18 protein-coding genes are annotated in these 23,337 nt (G+C 72.1%); 9 read left to right on the top strand and 9 right to left on the bottom strand.

Annotated elements, in window-relative coordinates; translation table 11 throughout:
* Nucleotides 1-9: 9 nt before the first annotated feature.
* On the bottom strand, nucleotides 10-483 hold the full coding sequence (locus tag ACFP2T_RS47125) for a PH domain-containing protein (protein ID WP_377434392.1): 474 nt from the start codon (nucleotides 481-483) through the stop codon (nucleotides 10-12).
* A 69-nt stretch (nucleotides 484-552) separates the two neighbouring features.
* On the opposite strand from ACFP2T_RS47125, the gene ACFP2T_RS47130 reads away from it, so the two are divergent.
* The 3 genes from ACFP2T_RS47130 to ACFP2T_RS47140 are packed head-to-tail and all read left to right on the top strand — an operon-like array spanning nucleotide 553 to nucleotide 3,385.
* Nucleotides 553-2,142, top strand: a complete 1,590-nt coding sequence (locus ACFP2T_RS47130; protein ID WP_377434394.1) for a sensor histidine kinase — start codon at nucleotides 553-555, stop codon at nucleotides 2,140-2,142.
* Entirely contained in the window at nucleotides 2,133-2,780 is a 648-nt protein-coding gene (locus ACFP2T_RS47135) for a response regulator transcription factor (protein WP_377434395.1), read from the top strand. Before ACFP2T_RS47130 ends, ACFP2T_RS47135 begins: the two co-directional genes overlap by 10 nt.
* Before the next feature lie 47 nt (nucleotides 2,781-2,827).
* Entirely contained in the window at nucleotides 2,828-3,385 is a 558-nt protein-coding gene (locus ACFP2T_RS47140) for a hypothetical protein (protein ID WP_377434398.1), read from the top strand.
* A 104-nt stretch (nucleotides 3,386-3,489) separates the two neighbouring features.
* On the opposite strand, the gene ACFP2T_RS47145 is transcribed toward ACFP2T_RS47140, so the two are convergent.
* Nucleotides 3,490-4,434: an SDR family NAD(P)-dependent oxidoreductase gene (locus ACFP2T_RS47145; protein WP_377434400.1), complete on the bottom strand. Its 945-nt coding sequence runs from the start codon at nucleotides 4,432-4,434 to the stop codon at nucleotides 3,490-3,492.
* Between the two features lie 225 nt (nucleotides 4,435-4,659).
* Between ACFP2T_RS47145 and ACFP2T_RS47150 the strand changes: the two genes are divergently transcribed.
* Nucleotides 4,660-5,256, top strand: coding sequence for a TetR/AcrR family transcriptional regulator (locus ACFP2T_RS47150; RefSeq protein WP_377434403.1), 597 nt, complete (start codon nucleotides 4,660-4,662; stop codon nucleotides 5,254-5,256).
* Here ACFP2T_RS47150 and ACFP2T_RS47155 read toward each other — a convergent pair.
* From ACFP2T_RS47155 to ACFP2T_RS47180, 6 genes are all read right to left on the bottom strand, one after another.
* A complete protein-coding gene (locus ACFP2T_RS47155) occupies nucleotides 5,253-7,358 on the bottom strand; it encodes a xanthine dehydrogenase family protein molybdopterin-binding subunit (protein WP_377434405.1) in 2,106 nt (701 codons plus the stop codon). The genes ACFP2T_RS47150 and ACFP2T_RS47155 overlap by 4 nt on opposite strands.
* Complete coding sequence (locus tag ACFP2T_RS47160) at nucleotides 7,355-8,380, bottom strand: FAD binding domain-containing protein (RefSeq protein ID WP_377434407.1); 1,026 nt, start codon at nucleotides 8,378-8,380, stop codon at nucleotides 7,355-7,357. The genes ACFP2T_RS47155 and ACFP2T_RS47160 overlap by 4 nt, the downstream gene beginning before the upstream one ends.
* On the bottom strand, nucleotides 8,377-8,925 hold the full coding sequence (locus ACFP2T_RS47165) for a 2Fe-2S iron-sulfur cluster-binding protein (RefSeq protein WP_377434410.1): 549 nt from the start codon (nucleotides 8,923-8,925) through the stop codon (nucleotides 8,377-8,379). The genes ACFP2T_RS47160 and ACFP2T_RS47165 overlap by 4 nt, the downstream gene beginning before the upstream one ends.
* A 62-nt stretch (nucleotides 8,926-8,987) precedes the next feature.
* Entirely contained in the window at nucleotides 8,988-10,343 is a 1,356-nt protein-coding gene (locus ACFP2T_RS47170) for an outer membrane protein assembly factor BamB family protein (RefSeq protein WP_377434412.1), read from the bottom strand.
* Nucleotides 10,344-10,451: 108 nt separating this feature from the next.
* Nucleotides 10,452-11,813, bottom strand: coding sequence for an outer membrane protein assembly factor BamB family protein (locus tag ACFP2T_RS47175; protein ID WP_377434415.1), 1,362 nt, complete (start codon nucleotides 11,811-11,813; stop codon nucleotides 10,452-10,454).
* Between the two features lie 189 nt (nucleotides 11,814-12,002).
* A complete protein-coding gene (locus ACFP2T_RS47180) occupies nucleotides 12,003-12,746 on the bottom strand; it encodes a PP2C family protein-serine/threonine phosphatase (protein WP_377434418.1) in 744 nt (247 codons plus the stop codon).
* Between the two features lie 64 nt (nucleotides 12,747-12,810).
* Between ACFP2T_RS47180 and ACFP2T_RS47185 the strand changes: the two genes are divergently transcribed.
* The 4 genes from ACFP2T_RS47185 (at nucleotide 12,811) to ACFP2T_RS47200 (ending at nucleotide 17,838) form a co-directional block, all read left to right on the top strand.
* Nucleotides 12,811-13,836, top strand: coding sequence for a helix-turn-helix domain-containing protein (locus ACFP2T_RS47185; protein WP_377434421.1), 1,026 nt, complete (start codon nucleotides 12,811-12,813; stop codon nucleotides 13,834-13,836).
* 291 nt (nucleotides 13,837-14,127) lie between these two features.
* A complete protein-coding gene (locus tag ACFP2T_RS47190) occupies nucleotides 14,128-15,960 on the top strand; it encodes an SCO2524 family protein (protein WP_377434423.1) in 1,833 nt (610 codons plus the stop codon).
* Between the two features lies 1 nt (nucleotide 15,961).
* A complete protein-coding gene (locus tag ACFP2T_RS47195; RefSeq protein WP_377434426.1) occupies nucleotides 15,962-16,879 on the top strand; it encodes an SCO2523 family variant P-loop protein in 918 nt (305 codons plus the stop codon).
* 11 nt (nucleotides 16,880-16,890) lie between these two features.
* Nucleotides 16,891-17,838 (top strand): SCO2522 family protein, encoded by a 948-nt coding sequence (locus ACFP2T_RS47200; RefSeq protein ID WP_377434428.1) that lies wholly within the window; start codon nucleotides 16,891-16,893, stop codon nucleotides 17,836-17,838.
* 7 nt (nucleotides 17,839-17,845) lie between these two features.
* Here ACFP2T_RS47200 and ACFP2T_RS47205 read toward each other — a convergent pair whose 3' ends face one another.
* Nucleotides 17,846-22,198 (bottom strand): HEAT repeat domain-containing protein, encoded by a 4,353-nt coding sequence (locus ACFP2T_RS47205; RefSeq protein WP_377434431.1) that lies wholly within the window; start codon nucleotides 22,196-22,198, stop codon nucleotides 17,846-17,848.
* Between the two features lie 209 nt (nucleotides 22,199-22,407).
* Here ACFP2T_RS47205 and ACFP2T_RS47210 point away from each other — a divergent pair.
* A partial coding sequence (locus tag ACFP2T_RS47210; RefSeq protein WP_377434433.1) for an SCO2521 family protein occupies nucleotides 22,408-23,337 on the top strand: 930 nt, incomplete at its 3' end.

Genomic DNA, 23,337 nt, shown 5'->3' on the forward strand with positions numbered 1-23,337 from the left:
ATCCGGGAACTAGCGGTCACCCGCCTGGCGGCCGGCGTTCAGCAGTACGAACACCTGGTAGAACTCGTCCGGCGCGAGCCGGATCCGGTTCTTGTGCCGGGCCCGCGATCCACTCCGCCACAGCGGCGTTTCGATCTCCCGTTCACCCTCCGGGGTGGCGGCGGTGATCCAGATGGTGGTCGCGTCGAACCCGTTGGCCGGGCCGATCCAGATCCGTCTCACCGCCGGCCAGGGGATCACCCGGGTACGTGCCAGGTGACGTACCTTGATGCCGCCGGGGCCGGCCAGGACGCCGACCAGGCCGACCCGCCAGACGACCAGTTGCCACAGGGCTACGAAGAGAACTGGGACCAGGATCTGCCACCAGAGGTAGTGCTCCGCGGCAGTGGCGAATCCGCACAGGGGCAGGAGACCCAGGATGCTGAGCGCCGCGACCCCCAGCATCGGGCCCTCCGGTCCGTACGGCCGTTCCCATGCCGGCATGTCCCGATCATCGGGGTGGTGGTCAAGTCGGGGTTCCCAGCGGGCGGTGGCTCGTGCTCGACTGGTTCCGTGCTCGGTGTCGCGATCGGCGTGGGCCTGAGCTTCGTCGCGGCGGGCCTGGTCGGCTGGTGGGCCCGACCCCGCAACCGGGTGGGGCCACTGCTGGTCGCCGTCGGCGTGCTGTGGTGGCTCGCCAAGCTACCGCTCCCGATCGCGCCGCCGGACGGGCTCGACGTCGTACGCGCCGGAGCCTGGGCGGCCGTGCTGGCGCATCTGGTGGTGGCCTATCCGACCGGGCGGCTCGGGGCGTCGGCGCCGCGACTGGTGGTGGGACTGGGCTACCTGACCGTCGCCGTCGTCGGAGTATCGACCATGCTGCGGTCCGGTCCGGCCGGGGCGGACGCGGGAGACGGGTCGAACCGGGTCGGCGCGATCGCGATCGTCGGGGTGCTGCTCACCGGTTCGGTGGTCGTCGGCCTGCAACTCGTCCGCTGGCGCCGCAGCAGCGTGACCCGGCGCCGCTACCTCAATCCGGTGTTCGGGATCGCCGTGGTGGCGGTGACGCTGTTCGTGGCGGTGAAGCCGGCGCGGATCGCCGGGTGGGACGTCTCGGCGCTCACCCTGGTACTGCACCTGGCGCTCGCCGCGATCCCGTTGGGATACCTGGCGGGCCTGCTCCGCCGCCACGTCGACCGGAGCGGGGTGGCGGACCTGGTCGTCCGGCTGCACGGCGCGCCCCGGTCGGAATCCATCGAGGTGGCACTGGCCCGGACGTTGCACGACCCGACCCTGCGGGTCGGCTACTGGGCAGCCGGGTCGGGCCGGTACGTGGACCTCGACGGCCGTACGGTGTCGCTGGCCCTGACCGACGAGCCGGACCGGTTGTCGACCCGGATCGACCGCGCCGGTGAGCCGATCGCGATACTCGTACACGACCGGGCGTTGGCGGAGGAGCCAGAGTTGATCGAGGCTACCTGTGCGGCGGCCGCGCTGGCCCTGGAGAACGCCCGCCTGACGGCCGACCTACGGGCCCGGCTGCGGCAGCTCGCCGACTCCCGGCTCGCGCTGCTGCGGGCGGGTGAGGCGGAACGTCGACGTCTGGAACGCGACCTGCACGACGGCGTACAGCAGCGGTTGTTGTCGATTCCGATGGCGCTCGGCCTGGCGGAGTCCGTGCTGCCCGCCGACCCGGACCGGGCCGGTCCGCTGATCGCCGAGGCCAAGAGCGCCACGCTGGCGATCCTCGGCGAGCTTCGTGCCCTCACCCAGGGCCTGCATCCGCCGGTGCTCACCGAGCGGGGCCTGGCCGGCGCGGTCCGGGAGCTGACGGCGCTGTCGCCGGTACCCCTGCGGCTCCGGGTCGACGTTCCGGCCGGGCTGCCGCCGGAGGTGGAGACGACGGCCTACTACGTGGTCGCCGAGGCCCTGGCGAACATCACCAAGCATGCGGCGGCGGGCCGGGCCGAGCTGCGGATCGGGGTCTGCGAGGGGCGGCTCGTGGTGGAGGTCCGGGACGACGGCCGGGGCGGGGCGGATCCAGCCGGTGGCTCCGGACTGCGTGGGTTGGTCGCGCGGACGGCGGCCTGCGGGGGATCGCTCCAGGTGGAGAGCCGGCCCGGGGACGGGACCCGGGTCCGGGCGGTGCTGCCGTGCGGCTAGTGCTCGCCGAGGACAACACCCTGCTGCGGGAGGGTCTCGTCCGGCTGCTCACCGAGGCCGGGTTCCTGGTGGTGGCGAGTGTCGCGGATGCCGTGGCCCTGCTCGCCGAGGTGGCCCGGCACCGTCCCGACGTGGCCGTGGTCGACATCCGGCTGCCGCCGACCCGTACCGACGAGGGACTCCGGGCGGCGCGGGAGATCCGCCGACGCCATCCGGAGACCGGGGTGCTCGTGCTGTCGCAGTACGTCCGGGTCAGTTACACCGTCGAACTGCTCGACGGGGGAGCCCGGGGCGTCGGTTACCTGCTCAAGGACCGGGTCTCGGACCTGGCGGAGTTCGCCGGGGCGGTCCGGCAGGTCGGCGGGGGTGGCTCGGCGTTCGATCCGATCGTCATCGACCAGTTGGTCGGCCGCCGGGACCGCGACGACGATCCGCTGCGCGGGCTCAGCGACCGGGAGCGGGCCGTCCTCGCCCTGATGGCGGAGGGGCGGACGAACCAGGCCATCGCGGGCCGGCTCGACATCGCCGAGCGGACGGTGGAGAAGCACTGTACGAACATCTTCGCCAAGCTGGCGCTGCCGGCCCGGCCCGACGACCACCGCCGGGTGCTGGCCGTGCTGCGGTACCTCAACAACTGACCGGACCGGGCCCGGCCCGGCGCCGTCCCGGACTCCACCGTCCGGTGGTGCGGGTAGCCACACCCGACGGGTACGGCCAGCCGGGCCCGTCCTGCGTACTGGCACGCTTCCGGCCCCCCGTCGTAACCGCGAGACTTCCTGACAACGGCGGAAGCGGCGCCGACCCGGGGTCGTACGCGGCGGAGAAGGAGACGACGGTGGCTGGTCAGGTCGGCAGGAAGTGGGACACCGTGGTGGTCGCCCGTGGCATCGCCGCCGCGCTGACGCTGGTGATGGTCTACTACTTCTGGACGTCGGACGCGATCCGCTCCGGGAACCCGTTCCTCGTTCCCGACCTGCTGCTCACCCTCTTCGCCCTGGTGTCGCTGCTGCTGCCGAGGCGGGTGGCCGTGCCGGCGATGATCTTCGCGTTCGCGTGGGCGGCGGGGGTGCTCACGGTGTCGCTGTTCACGTACGTGGTCCGGGGCGAGTTCCCGGTCGACCATCTCTTCCTGATCCTGCCGAGCATCGCGATGGCGGTGCTGCTCGGTCGGATCACCGCCGGGGTCGTGCCGCCGGGCGACTCCGTGCCGGCGGGTTCCCGGCCCACGGCCTCCCGGGTCTGACCGGTGCGCCGGACGTTCAGCTCGACCTGACCGCTGTCGCGTCGTCGGCCCGCCGGTTTCGACGAGCCGACGACGCGGACTGTGGTGCGGGGCCGGGGTGCGGGTCAGCCGGCCAGGGTCTGGACGGACACCTCCCACAGCCGGCTGGCGGCCTCCGGGTCGAGGGCGTACGCCGCGACGCCGGTAAGGCTGCCCGGCTGGTGCGGTTCGGCCTCGGCGCAGTCCTCGAAGTACCGGCCGCCGATGCCGTCGAGCAGGGGCGAGGTCGCGACCAGTACGGAGGTGGCGGCACCCTGCTCGGGCGTCTTCCAGTTGAACGAGGCCACCCCGGCCGCGGCGCGCATCCTTTCCAGGTCCTCCTCGGTGATGTACCGCTGGAGGTTGGTCCGGATGCCGCCCGGCATCAACGCGTTCGCGGTGATGCCGTCGTCCGCCCAGCGCCTCGTCGCCTCGACCGCGAGCAGCACGTTCGCCGTCTTGGACTGCGCGTACGCGGACCACGGCTCGTAGGCGCGCTCCCGGAAGTGGATGTCGTCGAAGACGACCGGCGAGCGCAGGTGTGCGCTGGAGCTGACCGAGACGACCCGGGCCCCGCCGGCCGAGGCGAGCGCCCGGTGCAGCCCGGTGGTGAGCGCGAAGTGCCCGAGGTGGTTCGTGGCGAACTGGAGTTCCCAGCCCTGCGGCGTACGCAGTTCCGGCGACGCCATCACGCCGGCGTTGTTGACGAGGATGTGCAGCGGGCCGTCCCAGGAGGCGACGAACGACGCGACGGAGGCCTGGTCGGCGAGGTCCAGCGGCGCGACGAGGATTCGCTGGTTGCCGGTGGTCCCGGCGATGTCCTTGGCGGTTCGTTCCCCGGCCGCCACGTCGCGGACCGCGAGGGTCACCTCGGCGCCGCTGCCGGCGAGCGCGCGGGCCGTCTCGATGCCGATTCCGGACGCGCCGCCGGTGACGATGACCCGGCGGCCGGAGAGGTCGACGCCGGCCGCGACCTGGGCGGCGGTGGAGTCGGCGGAGAACGGCGTGCTGATGCGGGCGCTGGCAGTCATGATCTTCCCCCTTCGGGTCAGCGGTGCTGACCGGGGTCGGTAACCGGTATGATCGAAGCGGAGGCGCCTCCACTACAGCCTACGGTAACCGGAGGACCCTCCGGTTGCCAGCAGTACTCCGGATCCGAAGAGTGAGCCGGGTCACTCCGACCCGGCCCGTCGCGCCCGTTCCCGAGGGCACGCCGGCACCGACCGGGACGGAACAGCCGAGGACGAGGAGGAGCCGTGGCGGCCACCGGCGAGCGCCCACTGCGGGCCGATGCGCAGCGCAATCGCGACCGGCTGCTCGACGCCGCCGTCCGGGCCTTCTCCCGGGAAGGGCCGGAGGTGACCCTCGACGCGATCGCGAAGGACGCGGGCGTCGGCATCGGCACGCTCTACCGGCACTTCCCCACCCGGGAGGCACTGGTCGAGGCGGTCTACCGCAACGAACTCGACCGCCTCTGCGACGCGGCGGCGGAACTGCTCCGGAGCATGCCGCCGGACGAGGCGATCCGGACCTGGATGGACCGCTTCATCGACTACATGACCACCAAGCGCGGAATGGCGGACGCACTGCGGGCGCTCATCGCCTCCGGCGGCGACCCGTACGCGCACACCCTCGACCGGATGACCGCCGCGATCAGCTCACTGCTGGCGGCCGGCGCCGCCGCCGGAACCATCCGGTCGGACGTCGAGCCGGGTGACGTACTCGCCAGCATCGGCGGGATCTCCCTCGCCATCGGCGAACTGGGACGGCGGGACCAGGCCGGTCGACTACTCGACCTGCTGATGGACGGCCTGCGCTACCGCGCCCCGATCGCTCCGGCGAACGGAACCTAGCCGGCAGGCAGGTGCTGGAGCAGCTTGTCGAGCTGGATCGGCAGGGTACGGAAGCGGATCCCGGTGGCGTGGTACACCGCGTTGGCGACCGCCGCCGCCGAGCCGACGATGCCGATCTCGCCCAGCCCCTTGATACCGAGCGGGTTGACCAGGTCGTCCTCCTCCTCCACCCAGTACGCCTCGATCCGCTCCACGTCCGCGCAGGCGCTGACGTGGTACGTCGCGAGGTCACGGTTCACCCAGTCGCCGAAGCGCTGATCCAGCAGCCCCTCCTCGTGCAGCGCCATCGAGATGCCCATCGTCATCCCGCCGATCAACTGGGACCGGGCGGTACTCGGGTTCACCACCCGACCGGTGGCGAACACCCCGAGCATCCGGCCGACCCGGATCTCCCCGGAGTCGACGTCGACCCGGACCTGCGCGAAGTGCGCGCCGAAGGCGTGCCCGGCGACCGCTGGCAGGGCCGCCACCTCGGCGGCGGTGTCGGTGGCGACGGTCAGCCCGCCGGCCGGCACCGCTCCCGCGTACTGCTCCTGGAGTTGTCGGCGCAGGCTCCGGCAGGCCTTGTCCACCGCCCAGCTCCAGCCGGCGGTGCCGGTCGAGCCGCCGGCGACGTACGCCGGGGGGAGGTCGCTGTCCCCGATGCCGATCCGGACCCGGTCGCCGGGCACCCCGAGCGCCTCGGCGGCGACCTGCCACAGCGCGGTACGGGCGCCGGTGCCGATGTCGGTGGCGTCGATGCCGACCTGGTACGTGCCGTCCGGGCGGGCCTCCGCCCGTGCGGACGCGACCGGCGTCCGGGCCGGATAGGCCGCTGCGGCCACCCCGGTGCCGACCAGCCACCGCCCCTGCCGTCGAACCCCGGGAGTGGGATCCCGGTCCGCCCAGCCGAACCGGCGGGCGCCGTCCCGGAGGCAGGCGACCAGGTTCCGGCTGCTGAACGGCAGGTCGTCCTCCGGGTGCCGGTCGGTGTCGTTGCGGACCCGCAACTCGATCGGGTCGATCCCGCACGCCACCGCCAGTTCGTCCATCGCCGACTCCAGCGCGAACGACCCCGGACACTCGCCGGGAGCCCGCATCCAGGACGGGGTCGGTACGTCGAGCCGGGCCAGCCGGTGCGTCGTGCGGCGGTGCGGGGCCGCGTAGAGGGCCCGGGTGAGTACGGCGGTCTGCTCGGCGAACTCGGTGGTGGTCGAACTCTGGCTGATCGCGTCGTGGCAGATCGCCGCCAACCGGCCGTCGGCGTCGGCGCCGAGCCGGACCCGCTGGATGGTCGGGGTGCGGTAACCGATCGGCCCGAAGAGCTGTTGCCGGGTCAGCGCCAGCCGAACCGGCCGGTCGAGGTGCCGGGCGGCCATCGCGGCCAGCACCGGGGTGCAGCGCGGGGTGCCCTTGCAGCCGAAGCCGCCGCCGACGTGTTCGGCGGTGACCCGGACCGATTCGGCGGGCAGTTCGAAGAGCCGGCCGAGGGTGTCCCGGACGTCCCCGCTGCCCTGGCTGGAGTCGTGCACCAGCAGCCGGCCCTGCCACCAGTGCGCGGTCGCGGCGTGCGGCTCCATCGGATTGTTGTGGTAGGCCGGCGTCCGGTACGTCTGGTCGAGCCGTACCTCGGCCGCCTCGTATCCGGCGTCGAAGTCGCCGACACAGGTGTCGGTGGGAAAGGCCGGGTTGACCTTGTCCGGCTTGTAGAGGCTCGGGTGCCGCTCGGTCAGCACGCTGCTGTGCGGTTCGGTGTCGTAGTCGATCCGGACCAGCAGCGCCCCCTCGCGGGCGGCCTCCAGCGTCTCTGCCACCACCAGCGCGACGATCTCTCCCCGGTAGTGCACCCGGGGCTGCTGGAGCAGCAGGAGTTCCCGGCTCTCGACCGGCGCCAGCCGGGGCGCGTTGGCGTAGGTCAGCACGGCCAGCACGCCCGGCTCGGCCAGCGCCGCGGCGTCGTCGACCCGGACGATCCGGGCCTTGGCCACGCTGGCCTGCACCACCCAGCCGTACACCAGGCCGTCCGCCGGATGCTCGACCGCGTACCGGGCGGTGCCGGTCACCTTCTCCCGACCCTCCAACCGGGGCTGGGCCCGACCGACGGCCGCCGTCGGCGCGCTCACCGGCCCCGCTCCGGCGCTGCGGAACCCTCGGCCTGCTCGGAGCCCTCGGTCAGCTCGACGAGGGTACGGACGGTCAGGTTCCGGATCAGTGGGATCTTGAAGGCGTTGTGTGCCAGCGGGCGGGCGGCGGCCAGCTCCTCGTCGGCGGCGAGCCGGAAGTTCTCCTCGGTGGCGGGTTGGCCGCGCAGCGCCTCCTCGGCCAACCGGGCCCGCCAGGGGCGGTGCGCGACCGCGCCGTACCCGAGCCGGACCTCGCGGACCAGCGGCCCGTCCAGGTCGATCGCGGCCGCCACCGAACCGGCGGCGAAGGCGAAGGACGCCCGGTCTCGCGCCTTCCGGTACGTCGACCGGCGCGCGTAGGGCAGCGCCGGGATCCGGACCGCGGTGACCAGTCCGCCGGGTTCCATCGTGGTCTCCTGGTCCGGCCGCTCGCCGGGCAGCCGGTGGAACCCGGTCAGCGGGATCTCCCGGGCGCCGGTCGGCTCCAGCACCTCCACCACCGCGTCGAGGGCGGTCAGCGCGACCGCCATGTCCGAGGGGTGGGTCGCGACACACTGCGGCGACCAGCCGAGGATGGCGAGATCCCGGTTCTGGCCGTCCAGGGCCGAGCAGCCGGCCCCGGGCTCGCGCTTGTTGCAGGGCCGGCTGACGTCCTGGAAGTAGTAGCAGCGGGTGCGCTGCAAGAGGTTGCCGCCGACGGTCGCCATGTTCCGCAACTGTCCACTGGCTCCGGCCAGCAGTGCCCGGGCCAGCACCGGGTAGTCCCGGCGGACCGTCGGATGCGCGGCCAGGTCGCTGTTACGGACGGTGGCCCCGATCCGCAGGCCGCCGTCGGGCAGCGGTTCGACCGAGTCCAGCGGCAGCCGGGTGACGTCGACCAGCAGTCGCGGCCGGGCCACGCCCAGCTTCATCAGGTCGACCAGGTTCGTGCCGCCGCCGAGGTACGCGGCGTCCGGCTCGCCGGCCACCAGGGTCACCGCCTGGCCGGGGTCGGTGCCGCGCTCGTACCGGAAGGTCCTCATCGTGGGCTCCCCGCCGCTGCGGCCTCCCGGATCGCGGAGACGATGTGCGGGTACGCCGCGCAGCGGCAGAGGTTCCCGCTCATCCGTTCCCGGATCTCGGAGTCGGTGAGCCCGTCCGGACCGGCGACCAGATCCTCGGTGGCCAGGCTCGGCCAGCCCTGGCGTACCTCGTCCAGCATGCCGGCGGCGGAGCAGAGCTGACCCGGGGTGCAGTAGCCGCACTGGAAGGCGTCGTGCTGGACGAAGCAGCTCTGCAACGGGTGCAGGGCGGTGCCGTCGCCGTCGCCGTCGGCCAGGCCCTCGACGCTGACCAGGCTGCCGCCGGCCGCCGCGACGGCGAAGATCAGGCAACTCTTCACCCGGCGGCCGTCCAGCAGGACCGTGCACGATCCGCACTGGCCGTGGTCGCAGCCCTTCTTGGCGCCGGTCAGCTCCAGATGCTCGCGGAGCGCGTCGAGCAACGTGGTCCGGTTGTCGAGGTCGAGTTCGTGCGGCCTGCCGTTGACCGAGAGGCTGACCGGCGACCGGTGCGGCGGCTCGGTCATCCGACGTACGCCTTGGTCGTGCTTTGTGGCATATGTCGAGATTACCCTGCTTGGGCGGCCACTCAGCGGTAACGCCAGACCCGTACCTGGCCCAACTGCGTCTGACAGGCGATCAGCCCGGGAGCGACCTGACAGGACAGCAGCACGTACGGCACCGGATCCAGCGGGCGTACGGCCGTCGCGCCCGGGTCGACGACGCCGAGCCAGGTCCGGATCGTGTTGCCGTTGCGGCGGAGCAGGAGCAGCGGCGAGTCCTCCTCGGACTTCCGCTCCTCGGTCCAGCCGGCCAGGTCGATCACGGTACGGCCGGTACCCGGATCGACGGCCCGCCGGACCCGGTTGTCGTCGCTCTCGATCAGGTACGACCCGTGTGGTTGCAGCCACACCCGTTCGTTCGTCCGCCACGCGGTGACCCCGGTGGCCGGATCCGCCACCTCGACGGCGGCGCCGTTCTGCATGCACAGCATCGGGCCGCACGGGTAGATGCCCAGGTCGGCGACGGGTACCGGACGGGTCCAGCGTCGCTGGAGGAGATCGGCCGAGTAGCCGGTCACCTCGGATCCGTGCCGGAGCACCAGGAAGTTGCCGACGGGGTCCGCCTGCTGCGGGATGGCGCCGGCCCAGTCGAGCCGCTGCCGGACCGCTCCGGTGCGCAGGTCACGCACCTCGATGCCGCCGCCCCGCTCCGCCGCCAGTACGACGGCGGGCCGGGCACCGGCGGCCGGTACCGGCATCGCGGCGGCCCGCAGCGGAAAGCTCCACAGGTCCCGGCCGGTGTCCAGGTCGATCGCCCGGCCGGTCATCCCGATCGGCGGCGCGTTGTGCCGGCCGTCGGCCGAGAAGTACACCACCTCCCCGCCGGAAGCCGGGTCGAACGGGTCGAGCCGGGATCCTGGCGGGAACACCCGTTCGGTGATCAACGCCGTCCGCTCGCCGGGCAGCACGTCCACCAGCTTCGGCATCGACCAACGCGACCGGCCGGTCCGGGCATCCAGTGCGGTGGTCCGGGTCGGGCCGGTCCGCCAGTCGCCGTCCACGACCAGCACGAGCCCGCCGGCCAGCGTCACCGACGCCAGTCGCGCCCCCGTCGGGTACCCGGTGCTCCAGAGTTGCCGCCCCCGGTCCAGGTCGTACGCCACGACCCGCAGCCCCGCGCCGTCAGGCGTCGATCCGGCCACGAAGAGCCGGTCCTCGGTCAACTGGAAGTACTGACCCGCACCCAGCCGGTTCTGGTAGATCTCCTCCAGCCGGGGCGGTGCCGGCGGCCCGGCCCCACCGGTGCCGAGCACCAGTGCCCCGGCCAGCGCCAGCGCGGTCGTCCGGATTCGGCGCGCGGTGCGCGGATGGGCCGGTCCGGGCTCGACCGGTGGGTCGTAGCGGTCGGTGCCGAGGTCGATCACCGCCACCGCGCCGTCCATCCGACCTCCAGCCCTGCCCGCACCCGCCCGTGCCGATCCGGGTCCGTGATGCCGGCCATTATCGGCCATCGGCCCCACCCGGTGCGGCCGCGCACCGGGGCGGGGCGCTCACCGGTACCGCCAGGTCCGCGTCTCGCCCAACTGCGTCCGACAGGCGATCACCGTGGGAACCACCTGGCAGGACGAGAGCGCGTACGGCACCGGATCCAGCGGGCGGACGGCCGTCCCGCCCGGGTCGATGATGTCGAGCCAGGTCCGGGCGGCGGCGCTGTTGCGGCGGAGCAGCAGCAGCGGCGAACCGCCCTGGAGTCGGGCCGTCTCGGTCCATTCCGAAAGATCGACCAGGGTACGGCCGGTGTCCGGCTCCACCACCCGGTGCAGCCGGGGACGGTCGTCGGTCTCGACCAGGTGGATGCCGCTCGACCACAGGAACACCCGCTCGGTCGTCCGCCACGCGACCGCTCCGGTGGCCGGATCCAGCACCAGGACACCCGTGCTGTCACGCAGGCACAGCAACGGGCCGCACACGTTGACACTCGGGTCGGTTCCCTCCGGCAGCGGGCGGTTCCACCGGGGCTGGAGAAGATCGGCCGAGTACGCGGTCACGCCGGTGGAGTGCCAGACCACCACCACGCCGCCGATTCGGGCCCCGTTGCGTGGTACGCCCCCGGCCCAGTCGAACCGTTGCAGGACCGCTCCGCTGCGCAGGTCCCACACCTCCATCCCGCCGCCCGGCGGCCAGGCGAGTACGGCGGCGGGCCGACCACCGGCGGCCGGGATCGCGACGACCCTGACCAGCGCCGGGGTGGTCCAGAGCTGCCGGCCACCGGCCAGGTCGATCGCCCGGGCGGTCATCCCGATCGACGATCTGTTGTAGACCCCGCCGGACGACGACATGTGCATGACCGTCGTGCCCGGCGGCGGGTTCTCCGCGTCGATCCGCGAACCGGGCGGGAACAGGTCCTCGACGACCAGTGCCGTCCGCTCGCCGGGCAGTACCTCCAGCGGGTACGGCACCGACCACCGCCACCGCCCGGTGGCGGCGTCCAGCGCGGTGGTGCCGATCGGGCCGTCGCGCGGATTGCCGTCCTCGATCAGCAGGAGTCCGCCGGCCAGGGTCATTCCGAGCTGCCGCTGTTCGGTGGGGTACGCACTGGTCCAGAGCTGTCGCCCCCGCTCCACCTCGTATGCCGTGACCCGACGGGTCGTACCCGGGGTGGGATCGGTCACGAACAGCCGGTGCTCGGTCAGGTGGAAGTGCGTCCCGACCCTGAGCGAGACGGTCAGCAGCGGCTCCAGGCGCGGCGGCGCCGACGGGGCGGCACCACCGGCGCTGAGCACCAGCGCTCCGACCAGCGCCAGCGCCACCGCCCGTAGTTGGCGCGTCCTGGACGGCGGGGGCGGGTCGGGTTCGGCCGTGGGGTCGTACCGGTCGGTGCCGAGGTCGATCACGGCCACCGCGTGGTCCATCCGGCCTCCCGCCCCGCCGGGCCCGGCCCGGCACCGGCCCGACCTGCGTGATGCCGACCATTATTCGCCATCAACGCCCCGCCGCCACACCCCGCGTGCAGGTGGCGCGTGCCGGAGCCGTGCCGGAGCCGTCCCGGGGCCGTCCCAGAGCCGTCCCAGAGCCGTCCCGGGCGTTCCGGGCGGCGGAGGTCAGGCCGGTCGGTCTCCGTCGGCGGCGACCGGGACGACGTCGGCCACCACCAGGGTGACGTTGTCCGGGGCGCCGGCCTGGTGGGCGAGTTTGACCAATTGTTCCGCGCACTGTGCGCGGTCCGGGTACGTCCCCAGCACCTGGGCGATGGCGTCGTCGGTGACCACGTCGGAGAGCCCGTCGCTACAGACCAGCAGCCGGTCGCCCGGCTCGGCGGCCAGCACGACGGTCGCCGGTTGGAGTGGGGCACCCTGCACCGCCCGGGTGACCAGGGACCGCTGCGGATGCCGCCGTGCCTCGTCCGGCGTCAGCCCGCCCTGGTCCACGAGCGCCTGGACGAAGGTGTCGTCCCTGGTCAGTTGCCGCAGCTCGGCACCGCGCAGAAGATAGCCACGGGAGTCGCCGACGTGTGCCACGACGAGTCGCCGGTCGGCGAGCAGCACCGCCGTGACCGTGGTGCCCATGCCCTCGCTCGCCGGATCGGCGTCGGCCACCTCGCGGATCCGGTGATTGGCCGTCCCGATCGCGTCCAGCAGCGCGGCCAGGGGCTCTCGGTCGGGCTCGGATCCCTCCACCGGGGCCAACGTGCTGATCACGATCTCGCTGGCCACCTCGCCGGCCGGCGCGCCGCCCATCCCGTCGGCGACGGCGATCAACCGGTCCCCGGCGAACGCCACGTCCTCGTTGTTGGGCCGGACCAGGCCAGGGTCGCTGACGGCCAGGCTGCGCAGGATCAAGCTCATACCGTCGAGCTTGCACCGAGATCCACGGCGACGTCTCTACGCAGTACTGCGTAGGGTGAGGAGCATGATGCCGGTGTCCATGGTCGGGCGCGCCGGTGAGCTGGCCGAGTTCGCCGCCGCCTGGGCCATGGTGACCGGTGGGCGTCCCCGGGCGGGTGGAGTGGTGGTCACCGGTGCCGCCGGGGTCGGCAAGAGCCTGCTGATCGCCGCGGCGCTCGACGGCCTGACGCCCCGCCCGGCCACGATCCTCAGCGGGACGGCCCGGGTGCACAGCCCGGCACCGTACGACTGGCTCGCGGCGGCACTGAGCGGCCGGGACACCCGGGACCTGCCCCTGCCGCCCGACGCGCTGGCCTGGCTGGCCCAGCACCCGAACGCGCCCCGGGAGCGGTACGCCCCCGACGCACTGTTACGCCTGGCGGTACGCACCGTACGGGCGCTGGTGGGTGCCGGCCCGGCGGTGCTGGTGGTGGAGGATCTGCACGCGCTCGATCCGGCCAGCCTGAACCTCGTCGGCGAGCTGGCCGGGGCGCCCGACCTGCCGGTCCTGCTGCTGGTGGCCAGCCGGCCGCCCGACACGGCGGTGTCGCCCCAACTGGTCGCGGCCACCCTCGCCCGGCTCTCCGGAGCGCCGGGCGCGATCCGCCAGCACCTCGGCCCGCTGCCCCGGACGGACGTGGCCGCAGTGCTCGCGCAGGTCTATCCGGAACGCCCCGTCTCGGCGGGTGTCGTCGAGGCGGTGTGGCGGCGGACCGGCGGCAACCCGTACCGGTTGGTCGAGCTGCTGGCCGTGGAGGGCGGCGGGGGGCCGGACGAGCTGACCCGGGAGCCGCTGCCCGAGCGCCTGCGCCTGCCGGTCCAGCCGCCGTCGGCGCCCACGGCCGAGCTGACCGGCCGGGAGATCGAGGTGCTGTCCTGCCTGGCCGCCGGCATGTCGAACAAGCAGGTGGCCCGGTCCCTCGGGATCTCGGTCCGGACCGTCACGGTGCACGTGTCGAACCTGCTGCGCAAGACCGGCTCCGCGTCGCGTACCGAGGCGGCACTGTGGGCGGTACGGCAGCAGGTGACCGGCCCGGCCCGGCACGGGTGACCGACCGGCGTTTCCGCACCGCTTGACGCGTACGCCATCATTGTTAGACAGGCCCGGGATGCGAAGGGGGTGGTCGCGATGAACCGTCGCACCACTGTGGAAAGGTCGAGCACTCCGGCGTTGACCAGCGTATTCCTCTGATTCGCGACCGTTCGCACCGTCGGGCCGCGGTAACTGTCCGATCGCGTACCTGTCATCGGGATGATCCGTGGAAGCAGTCAGCTCCCGTGGCCCATAGCATGAGTGCCGTTCGACCTAATCGGTGAATTCGCGGATGGTGGTGCACGACAGATGAGGATTCAGCCCCGTCAGGAGCTCTTGGAGATCTGGGCCGCCACCGTCCGGTCGAGTTGGCAGGACGGAAAGTGGCAGTGGGGCGGGCGGGACGGTCCGAACTCGATCAGCGACGCCGAGCAGTTGCTCTGCCTCCTGCTGCCGGCCACCCAGGCGGACTTCGGGCTGGACCGTCCGGACGAGACCGCCGACGAAATGATCAAGGTGTTGCGTCCGCTCGGCAACGCGACCCAGATTCCCCTGGTGCTGATCCAGGTGCTGACCGAGTATTACCAGCGGTACACCGACAAATCCGGGACACCGGTCTTCTCCGGTCGGACGTATTTCCAGACCGGCGGCGCCGAGCCGACCGAACAGCAGCTCGAACTGGACATCGTCGACTCGTTCGCGATGTCGATCACCCTGTCGCTGGCCGCCATCGGTTTCGCCCGGGTCTTCCGGAGTGCGGTGCGCCGCGAGGAGATCCTCCGGGAGATCGCCGAGCTGGAGTCGATGGCGAACATCCGGCTCACCGCGGCCATGGTCGGCCTGCTGCGCAGCTTCGCGGTCAACGTCTTCGACGTCGACTCCGACGAGGGGCAGGCGCTGTGCCGCACCCTCAACCAGTCCAACCTGCCGCAGCGACAGATCGTGGCGCAACTCCGCCGGAGACTGCGGGAGACGATCGCCAGCTTCCGTGAGGTCCTGATCGGTTCCGGCCAGGTCGCCGACCTGGACAGCCCCAACCGACTCTTCGAGTGCGGCTGGTCCTGGGGCATCGTCCGGGACGCGCCGGACGTCGAGACGACCGAGCCGATCGGCCGGCAGCCGGCCGGGGTCGCGCCGGAGGAGCCGTACCTCTACTTCACGGTGATCGCCATCGACGCGATCGAGGAGCTCTTCACCGAGCGGACCCGGATCCTGGGGCTGCTCGGTGAGGAGCAGCAGCGACTGGCCCGAGCCCTGCAACTGCGGTGGGACCTGACCCGTGGCTACTGGGCCACGGTCGCCACCTTCGGCGACGGCCACCGCTGGCCGCTGGAGGACATTCCCTGGCGCACCACCGACCGGGAGGCCTCCGACTACTACACGCTGCTGGTGACCTCGCTGGCGGTCAAGGGCCTGGTGCTGGAACGCGGTGCGGACGCCGAACTCAGCCGGGTCGGCTCGGTCCTCGAGGAGCTGGCCAACCGGGCCCGGATCACCCGCCGGCCGTTCGACCAGGATCCCGCGCTCACGCTGCACGCGCCCGGCGTACAGCTCACGTTGCAGAACAGCGACCAACTGGGTGGCCCGGTCCTGCGCTGGACGGTGAGCGAGTTCTCCGCGCTGCTGCTGCAACGCACCTCGTTCATCGGCGGGCTGTTCAGCGACGCCGACCAGCGGGCCCGGATGCTGGACCTGGCCGACCGGGTCTGGGACCACCTGGTGGTGCGCCGGATCGAGCGCGGCAACGCGCGCAGCCTCTGGGACCAGCCGGCGCGGGCGTTCGGGCAGTTCGAGGACTACTACGACGCCCCCTCCTGGTACTACACCGAACGGGTGGTGCAGTCGCTGGTCACCACGGTGAAAATTCTGCGCCGGCCACCGCTGCGCAGTGAACGGCTCACCCTGCACGCGCTGGACCTGCTCAACGAGGCCGAGCACCTCTACGATGTGGAACTGTTGAGCGGTACGGCGGAAGCGGGACCGAGGATGCAGCAGACCCTCCAGATCGTCCGGGTCAACCTGCGGCGGGCCCGGGAGATCGTGCACGAACGGCCCGGCACCGCCGCCGCGCTCGCCAGTTCGGTGCTGCGGAGCCTCGACGAACTGAACGCGGCCCGTCGGGACGTCTCGGAGGCAGGCTGAGATGCTGATCTTCGCAGCGTCGGACAAGGGCGGCACCGGCCGATCGGTGACCAGCAGCAACATGCTGTACCGGAGCGCGTTGCAGGGCACCGACGTGTGCTATCTCGACTTCGACTTCGGCTCGCCGACCGCCGGGGCCATCTTCAACATCGATTCGGTGGTGCACGGCACCCGCCGGGGTGGCCTGCACGAGTACCTGGACGGGGCGCTGGCCGAACCGCAACGGATCGAGGTGTGGACCGAGTCGGACCGGCCGAGCCTGCGCAACCGGCCGCCCGGAGCGGGCCGGCTGGTGCTGCTGCCCGGCACCATCGGCGGCGGCGAATTCCCGACCTCCCGGGAACTCGTCGAACGCTGCGCCCGGCTCTTCCTCCGGCTGGAGGAGGAGTTCGACCTCAGCCTCATCGACCTGAGCGCCGGCCGCTCGTACGCCACCCAGATGGTGCTGGCCGCCACCGCGATGCCGGAGCTTCGGTCGGTCCGGTCCCGGTGGCTGGTCTTCCACCGGTGGACCCGGCAGCACGTGCTCGCCGCCTCCGGCCTGGTGTACGGCACCCGGGGCATCCTCGACGCCGGCACCCGGGCCGGGCACGACCGCGACGACATGATGAACCGGCTCCGGTTCGTCCGTACCGCCGTCGTTGATCCGGACTCGCCGGAGCTGGAGGGGTTGCAGCCGGCGCAGGTGGCCTGGCTCCGGGAGTGCAACCAGGACCTGCTCGAACTGGCCAGCAACAACCGGGTGGGCCGGACCATGTTGCTCGGATCGGTGCCGCTCGACCCGGTACTGCAATGGCGTGAGCAGCTCATCTCGGACAACGACGTGTACGCGCGCAGGATCGCCAACCTGGAGACCGTGGAGGCCTTCTCGGCACTGGCAAAGCTCATCGTCGACGACGCGGCCTGGGAGATGCTGTGAGAAGACCGGACGTGACATTCGAGGAGACGGCGGCCAGACGCAGCGTCGAGTCGGTCCCGCTCGCGCATCTCTCCGTCGAGCTGGGACACCTCTACATCGAGGAGTTCGCCGGCGGCATCGAACAGCTCCGCCGGCACTTCGCCCGGGTCGCACCGTGGGCCGCGGCGGCCCGGCAGGCCTGCGTCGACCGGATGCCGAGCGCCCGTCCCCGGATCAGCACCTGTTTCCTCATCGACGACTACTTCACCCGGTTCAGCACCCCCCGGGTGGTGATGGAGCAGGTACGGGAGGCGGCTCAGGACACCGGCCTGGTGATCGACTACTTTGCCCGCGAGGCCGGTTGCGCCCAGGCCGACGACATCCCGCTCGCGGAACTGGTGCTCACCCAACTCGTCTCCGACCCGGTTCCGGAGACCACCGGAGACCGCCCGCCGACCTCGGAGACCGGCTGGCTGTGCAACGGCCGGCGATCCCCGGTCTCCCGGCCGGAACAGGCGATGAGCGCCACCAGGGAGTGGCAGCCGCCGATGCAGAACGCGGCGAACCGGCACTCGATCTTCATGGACGTCGAGCTGTGGGACTACGAGGAGGACGGGCGGCGGCGCTGGTCCTGCCCGTTCCTGGCGGCGGTCTGGCAACTCATGCGGATGGGCCTGCTCCGGCACGAGGGCGAAGGCGTGACCAACCCGTACCAGCTCGACGACTGGCCGGACGACTGGGACGAGATGCCGGCGGTGGTGAAGCTCAACCCGCACGCCGCGCCGTTCAGCGCGTACCGCACCTTCTCGGTGCTCGGCTCGCGCTTCCTGCCCATCGAACACGCGGTCCGGACGATCCTCAGTCAGGTCTCGATCAGCCCCGCCGTGCTGGACCAGATCCAGACCCGCAGCCGGAACGAGCACATCGACCTGCCCAAGGACCTCGTCGAGCGGTCCGAGTACGTCTTCGTCAGCGAATGACCCGCCGTCACACGTCCGGCAGATGATCGGGATCCGCCCCCGGTAGCCAGGTGAGGGCCTGACCGGCGCGGCGCCGGAACTCGGGATCCGGATCGGTACTGGCGAGTTCGGCCAGCAGCGCGCGGGTCTGACCGTCGTCCCCGAAGTGGGTGCCCAGGGCCAGCACGGTGGCCGCGCGTACCGACCAGTCCCGGTCGCGGAGCCGTTCGATGAACAGAGTACGGATCTCCGGGTGTTCGGCCAGGCGCTCACCGAGGACCCGGAGCACCTCCCGCCGGACCTGTACGTCGGGATCGCTGCCGGCCCGGTCGATCAGTAGTTCCCGTACGGTCCGGTCGGTGCCGAAGTACTCGCCGAGGATGCGTACCGCCACGGCGCGGATCTGCGGGTCCTCGCCGGTGGCGCGGGCCATCAGCACCTCGCACTGCTCGACGTCGGTACCGAGCCGGGCGGCGAGTTCGACGGCCGCCTCGTGCACCAGTTCGGCGTCCGGGTCGAGCCGGATCCGCTCCAGCAGGGCTTCCCGGACGTCGGCGTCGATGCCGAAGCGCTGGATCAGCAGCCGGGCGGCGGCGAGCCGGACCCGGGCGTTGATGTCACCGCGTACCCGGCCGGCGAGCAGCTCGTGGACGTCGTTCCGGGACCCGTTCCGGCTGATCACGGCGGTCGCGGCGAGGGCGAAGACCGCGGCGTCGGGGTCGTGGTGCGCCCGGTCCAGCAGAACCTGGTGGACGTGGTCGGTGAACTGCGGATCCCGGGTGAGGGCCTTCAGGGCGGCGAGCCGGATCTCGGCGTCGTCGTCGGTGCTGGCCCGTTCGGTGATGACCTCCCGAATCGTGGGGTTGCGCCGCACGGTGTCGGCGAGCGCGTTGACGGCGGCGAGGCGTACGGCGGCGTGCGGGTCGTCCCGGGCGAGCCCGGCGAGCACGTCGGAGACCGCCGCGTCCATCCCGACCTGTTCGATCAGGGCCTTCGCGGCGATCAGGCGGACCCGGGCGTCGTTGTCGCCGAGGGCGAGTTCACCCAGCGCGGTGCCGACGGCGGGGTCGGCGCCGACCTGTTCGGTGAGGGCTTCCGCGGCGAGCAGCCGTACGTCGGCGTCCCGGTCCTGCCGGGCGACGGTGACGAGCAGCTCGGTGAGGGCGGCGTCCCGGTCGAAGGTGTCGATGAGGATCCGGAGCGCGGTGCGCCGGGCGATCTCGTCGGCGTCGCCGCTGGTCCGGCTGACCAGCAGGTCCCGGATGGCGCTGTCGGGCCCGTACCGGTCGATCAGGGCCTGGGCCGCGGCGCGGAGCACCCCGGGGTCACGGTCGGCCCGGACCCGGTCGATGAGCAGGGCCCGGACCTTGGTGTCGGCGGCGAGCCGGTCGCCGAGGACCCGGACCGAGGTACGTCGGGTGACGGGATCGGTGTCGTCGCGGGCGCGTTCGATCAGCAGGTCGCGGACCTGTCGGGTAGCGGCGAAGCGTTCGACCAGGACGTGTGCGGCGGTCCGGGTGACCTCGGCGTCGTGGTCGGTACGCAGGCACTCGACCAGGACGTCCCGGAGTTCGGAGTCGCCGCCGTAGCGGTCACCGAGGGTCTGGATGGCGGTCCGGCGCACGCTGGCGTGCTCGTCGGCGCGGGCGCGTTCCCGGAGCAGTTCGCGGACGTGGGGTTCGTCGCGGAAGCGTTCGCCGAGGGCCTGGACGGCGGCGAGGCGTACCCCGGCGTATCCGTCGGCGCGGACGCGCTCGATGAGCAGATCCCGGGCCTCGGGGTCGGTGCCGAACCGTTCACCGAGGGCCTGGACGGCGGCGAGGCGTACCCCGGCGTGGTTGTCGTCTCGGGCCCGTTTGATCAGGCGGGTCCGGGCGCGGGCGGCGGCGGCCTGGTGGGCGGGGCTGTCGACGGTCGAGGTGGCGAGTTGGGCGACCTCGGCCAGCCCCGCCACCGAGGCGTACGAGGCGGGGCTGTCGTCCATCGCGCCGAGGACCTCGTCGAAGAGGTCGTCGATCCGCTCGGCCGGGGTGGAGAGCATCGCGGCGAGCCGGGCGGCGTGGGTGGAGACGGGGCTCCAGACGACCCGGACGCCCCGGCGGCGATACCAGGAGAGGTAGACCGTGCGGCCGGGCCAGTTCGGGCCGATCGCCTTGGCGGCCGGCAGGATCTCCTCCTCGATGAGCCGGGCGGTTTCCCGGTCGTCGATCGACACGCAGTGTTCGAGCAGCAGGATGAGCTGCCGCAGCAGCGCCTCGGCGGGCCGGGCGACCGCGGCGTGCAGGTTGCGGACCTCGGCGAGGCACTGCACGGCGAGGGCGAGGTTCCACGGCGGCGGGGCGAAGTCGGCCGGCGGCCACGGTTGGTTGACCTCGGCGGTGAGCAGGTGGATGAGCTGCGCGGTGTGGTTCTGGTGCAGGGCGCCGGCGAGCAGCCGGAGCACCTCCCGCCAGGACAGGTCGGCCCAGTGCCGGCGGAACAGCTCCTTGAGTTCGCCCACGGAGAGGACCTGGTCGTGCTGGAACTTCGCCAGGATCGCGTCGGCGCAGAAGAACTCCAGGAAGGTGCGGTGTACGAAGCCGTAGACGTGCGGGCCGTACCGGCTGAGGATGAAGTTCCGCTCCCGGAACTGGTCGATCATCGCCAGCGCGATGGTCCGGGCCGACGCGGCGTCCCGGCGGTACCGCTCGACCAGGTACTGCTCGAAGACCTCGCTCAGTTCCACCCGGTCGATGTAGTTCACGGTCAGGCCCCGCTCGACCGACTGCATCCGGTACGCCAACCGGCGGAGCAACTCCTTCTTGTCCTCGGTGTCGAGGAAGCCGGCGACCTGGGACTGCTCCCGCAGGTGCCGGTCGACGTCCCATTGCTGCACCAGGACGGTCGCCGCGTGGTCGTACAGCCGCCACCGCTCCCGGGGCAGGGCCTGGTGCTTGCCGATGATCGCCAGGATCGTCAGCAGCAGCGGGTTGCCGGCCAGTTCCCGGATCGCGTGTGAGTGCCGCATCGCGTCCAGCAGCCGGGCCCGCTGTGCGTGCGCGGCCTCCGCCCGGTCCCGGATCGCCAGCCGGTACCAGCTCGACAGGAACTCCGACGTCTGGTCCTCGTCCAGGTCCTGGAGGGTGAAGTGGGTGAATCCGACACCGGTCAGGATGCGCCGCGAGTAGCCGATGATCCGGGAGGTGACGATCATCCGTACCTGCGGATGGGTGGCCGCGAAGCCGGCGATCTGCCGGGCCACCTCTTCCCGCCGGTGCCGGTCGAAGACCTCGTCCAAGCCGTCCAGGATCACCACCGCCCGGCCGCCCGTCCCGAGGTGCCGTTGCAGGGCGGACCGCTCGATGCCGAGCCCGTCGGTGTTGGCCCGGTGGTCCAGGTAGTCGACGAAGCTCTCGCACTTGCCCTCGGCGGCCAGGGTGATGAAGGAGCGCAGCTCGATCAGCAGCGGCAGGTGGTCGGTGAGCACCGCCAGCCGGTCGTCGGTCGGGCCGCCGGTGAGACTCAGTGCCACGTACCGGGCCGCGGTGGACTTGCCGGAGCCGGGATCGCCGAGCAGCACGATGGCCCGCTGGTCCGGTGCCCCGAGTACGTCGAACAGCCGCTGCAACGGCTTCGCCCGGTACGACTCGTGCAGGTGCACCAGCTCCTGCGGGTCCACCTCCTCCGGTACGTCCTCGGTGCCGATGTGCCCCTCGGACTGCATCCGGCGCAGCCACTCCCGGGGCAGCTCGGCCGGTGGCGGGTCCTCGCGTACCCACTGCTCGACGAAGACCGACATCAACTGGATCCGCAGGTAGTCCTCGGTCTGCTCCGGCGTGAGCGCGTCCAGGTCCAGCACCCCGTAGTGCTGGCGCAGCCGGAGGAAGTACTGCTTGAGAACGTCCCGGCTCAACGCCTGCATCCCACCGGCGGGCCAGCCGGCCTCGGTCAGCCGGTTCGCCACCGCCGCGGTGACCATCGCGGCCAGGTCCGCCGGATCCCGGAACGTGCTGCACATGTGCCGGTCGCCCAGTTCGGCCCGGAGCGCCTCGATCTTCTCCGCCGCCGGGCCCCGGTCGACGAAGTTACGCGGCCAGGGCGCCTCCTCGTCCAGCAGGAAGATCAGGCAGGGCTTGCCACCGGAGAGCGCCTCCCGGTACTCCAGCTCGGTGATCGACCGGTCGTACCCGTCCGGGATGAAGCCGTAGCGCCAGGCGAAGATCCCTACGTAGACGTCACACTCCGCGACGTCCGCCAGGCAGCGATCCAGAGGTCGACGGTCCTCGGCCACGTACGACTCCATGGCCATGTCCTCGACCCGCAGCCGGCGCAGCGCGAGCTGAACGGCTGCGCGGCACTCCTGCAGATCCCGGAAAGTGGCCGAGACGTAGACCTTGGTCACGGCGGCTCCTTGGGGCGGCGGAAGCGGCGCGTGACGTCACCGTATCAATAGGACCCAAGGCGACAGCCCACCCGATCAGCCCACCGCGGGACATCCGCCCGGCGCGGGCGCTTGCGGGATCAGACCATGATGAAATGCGATAGACCGATCGGCGTCCCCCCCCGCCGCGATGTCGGTCAGGGCGACGCACGAGGTTGCGGAGGAGCGCCATGTTGACCTTGGGTGAGGTCCATACCGGACTCCTGCAGAACTCCGGCTCGCTCTCGTTGGAGCACACCACCCAGCTCCTGGACCTCCTGGTCGGCCAGCGCGTCCGCCGGTCCGAGCGGCCGATCGCGTACGTCGTGTCGCCGGATCAGCTCACCGGTGTCGACTGCCGGCTGCCGACCGGCTCCGGCAGGGGCTCCCGGGGCGTCGGCACCGTCGTTTCGCACGCCGCGATGACCGGCGGCCACGTGCTACAGGGCTCCACGTACACCCAACTCGACCGGGCCGTCAGCAATCGCCGACTGGTCTGGTCGCACTACCTGTCCCGGCCCGGCTGGGTCGAGACGATCGGCAAGGTCGACATCCGGGACGTGTCCCGGGGTTTCCTCGGCCCCACCTACCAGCCGCAGACGCTCAACCTCGGTGCGATCAGTGCCCGGCTGATGGACGCCGTGCAGAGTTCGGCGCGGCTGGACCGGCAGCCTCCGTTCCGGACGAAGCGGACCCGACTGCGCTGGTCGGTCATCCCGTCGACGGAGGAGTCGGCCGAGGCTCGAGGCACGTTCCGGGTCGAGTCCGACACGCTGCGGACCCTGGAGCTGACGGCGCCGCAGCACGACGTACCCGCTCTGGTCGAGCTCTGTGAGGACCTCGCCCTGCACGACTGGCTGCTCACCACGCTGCTGTCGCTGATGGAGGCCAGCCTGACCGGGCCGGGCACCCGGGCCCAGAAGATCGACCGGCTCCGACCGGCGATCGACTGCCTGCTGCACCTGTGGATGCCGGCGGCCCGACTCGACGAGTCGGTGCTGCCGGTATGGCGCGATCTCGAACACCGGCCCGGGTTCACCCGGCAGTGGCAGACCTCGGTGACCCGGATCCGCGACCAGGTCACGCTCAGCACCATCGCGTTGCTCGAAGCGCCGACCCGC

Source organism: Plantactinospora solaniradicis, assembly GCF_042658085.1.
GTDB classification, from domain to species: Bacteria; Actinomycetota; Actinomycetes; order Mycobacteriales; family Micromonosporaceae; genus Plantactinospora; species Plantactinospora solaniradicis.

Coding starts and splice junctions, on each gene's coding strand:
- ACFP2T_RS47145 (WP_377434400.1), bottom strand. CDS start 4,434: ATGACTGCCAGCGCCCGCATCAGCACGCCGTTCTCCGCCGACTCCACC.
- ACFP2T_RS47165 (WP_377434410.1), bottom strand. CDS start 8,925: ATGACCGAGCCGCCGCACCGGTCGCCGGTCAGCCTCTCGGTCAACGGC.
- ACFP2T_RS47170 (WP_377434412.1), bottom strand. CDS start 10,343: ATGGACGGCGCGGTGGCGGTGATCGACCTCGGCACCGACCGCTACGAC.
- ACFP2T_RS47175 (WP_377434415.1), bottom strand. CDS start 11,813: ATGGACCACGCGGTGGCCGTGATCGACCTCGGCACCGACCGGTACGAC.
- ACFP2T_RS47180 (WP_377434418.1), bottom strand. CDS start 12,746: ATGAGCTTGATCCTGCGCAGCCTGGCCGTCAGCGACCCTGGCCTGGTC.
- ACFP2T_RS47190 (WP_377434423.1), top strand. CDS start 14,128: ATGAGGATTCAGCCCCGTCAGGAGCTCTTGGAGATCTGGGCCGCCACC.
- ACFP2T_RS47160 (WP_377434407.1), bottom strand. CDS start 8,380: ATGAGGACCTTCCGGTACGAGCGCGGCACCGACCCCGGCCAGGCGGTG.
- ACFP2T_RS47185 (WP_377434421.1), top strand. CDS start 12,811: ATGATGCCGGTGTCCATGGTCGGGCGCGCCGGTGAGCTGGCCGAGTTC.
- ACFP2T_RS47195 (WP_377434426.1), top strand. CDS start 15,962: ATGCTGATCTTCGCAGCGTCGGACAAGGGCGGCACCGGCCGATCGGTG.
- ACFP2T_RS47125 (WP_377434392.1), bottom strand. CDS start 483: ATGCCGGCATGGGAACGGCCGTACGGACCGGAGGGCCCGATGCTGGGG.